This is a genomic window from Polyangium sp. 15x6, assembly GCF_029960785.1.
Lineage (GTDB): Bacteria > Myxococcota_A > Polyangia > Polyangiales > Polyangiaceae > Polyangium.
The window spans coordinates 1-1,530 of the sequence record NZ_JASBQE010000246.1 but is presented as its reverse complement, the minus strand read 5'-3'; the positions used below and the strand labels follow the sequence as shown (position 1 = coordinate 1,530).

Sequence of the window (1,530 nt, the reverse complement as noted above, 5' to 3'; positions counted from 1 at the left end):
CAGCCCGTGGATCTACGAGCCCCCGATCGCGACCCCAACACCGTGCATTTCATACGGATACATCCCGCGCCACGTGGTCCGGGAAAACCGTGCCAGCCGGCTCGGCATACCCCGTACCAGAGCCACCATGGCTGCCCATATCACCAAAACTGCAAGGGCGGAGCCCTTCCGGGCCGCGGCCAGGGCCCGCGGGGTCCCTGCGCCGAGCATTTGACGTAGCACGAGCCCCAAATTGAGCGCGGCGACATGCGCCAGGTAGCGTTTTCTCACGTTCTCCCGGCCCCTCAATCGCACCCTCCTCATTCCGCCCGTCTCGCATGCGTGGGCGAATGTTCGTTCGATGAGCTCTCCACGTTTGCGTTGAAGAGCGCGCCCCTTCGGACGACGCACGCGGTTCCGGTTCCCGTAAAACGCTTGCTGCATATCCCAGCCCTTGTCCGCCCATTTGCGGACGGGCTGGTCCCTCTCCGGGACGTACGTGCGGTAGCCGGACTCCTTCAACGATAGGATCAGCGCGGCCTTGTGATACCCCTTGTCCGCCACGACCTCGATCACGGCGCGCTCGGTCTGGGCGTCGCTGCTCCCGCCCACCGGAGGCGGATCGTCGTCCGAATCGCGCTCCTCGCTGCTCTTGGCCTGCTCGACATTCGTGCGCGCCTGCTCCAGGCTTTGCGCCATCGTCGCTGGATCGGCCTCGTCCGCGGCATAGACCTCTGCGGCGACCACGACGCCCGTGCTCATGTCGACGACATGTTCGGTCTTGTAGGCCAATCGCGTGCGGCCATCCTTGAGCTTCGCGATGCGGGCATCCTCGTCCGTGGGGCTTTTCCAGTCGGTATTCGACGTCTTCTTTCCCTTACGCTTGCGGTCGAGTCGCCGGGCATCCTCCACGGTCGGATTCTCGATTCCTTCCTCCTTCGCCAGCCGCTTGATGTAGTCCGCGTAAACCTCGCCCGTCTCGCGCCGCACGATCCCCTTCATCGAGGCGTCCGCGCGGAGATACGTCGAGTCCACGCCCATGACTTTGCCCTGGAGGAGCCCGGAGCGATTCACGACCCCGAGCACGAAGGCGAACATCCCCTCGAAGACCTCACTGCCGAGACGCTTGCGCATCTTGGAAAGCGTCGAATGATCGGGCACCGTTTCGCCAGGCAACAGCCCGAGGAACTCCCGGAGGGACAGCGAATCTGAGCACCGCCATTCGAGCCCGCGCTCGGACTCGATCCCTTCGAAGTAACCGACCAGCAGTATCCGGAAGTAGAGCCCCGGCGGGATCGACGGCCTGCCCGCCGTCCCGTCGGCCTGGAAATACTTCGCACACGCCGCCTCCATGGCCCGGTCAAACCCGTTCTCGTGCAGAAGCTCGTTCAGCTTCTCATAGAAACGGTGCCCCGGCGACCGCGGCAGCGAAGGAGCCGCCACCCAGAGCGACGCCTGCTTCTCACGTGTTCGCCCCATCGACATGACGCGGACAAACTACCATCGTCGCCAGTTCTTGTCGATCCTCCTTCGGGATAAGTCCACGGGCTG

1 protein-coding gene is annotated in these 1,530 nt (G+C 64.2%); it reads right to left on the bottom strand.

The window, feature by feature from the left end; all coding sequences use genetic code 11:
* Nucleotides 1–12: 12 nt before the first annotated feature.
* Nucleotides 13–1,464, bottom strand: a complete 1,452-nt coding sequence (locus QHF83_RS53250; RefSeq protein ID WP_282425870.1) for a transposase — start codon at nucleotides 1,462–1,464, stop codon at nucleotides 13–15.
* Nucleotides 1,465–1,530 lie beyond the last annotated feature (66 nt).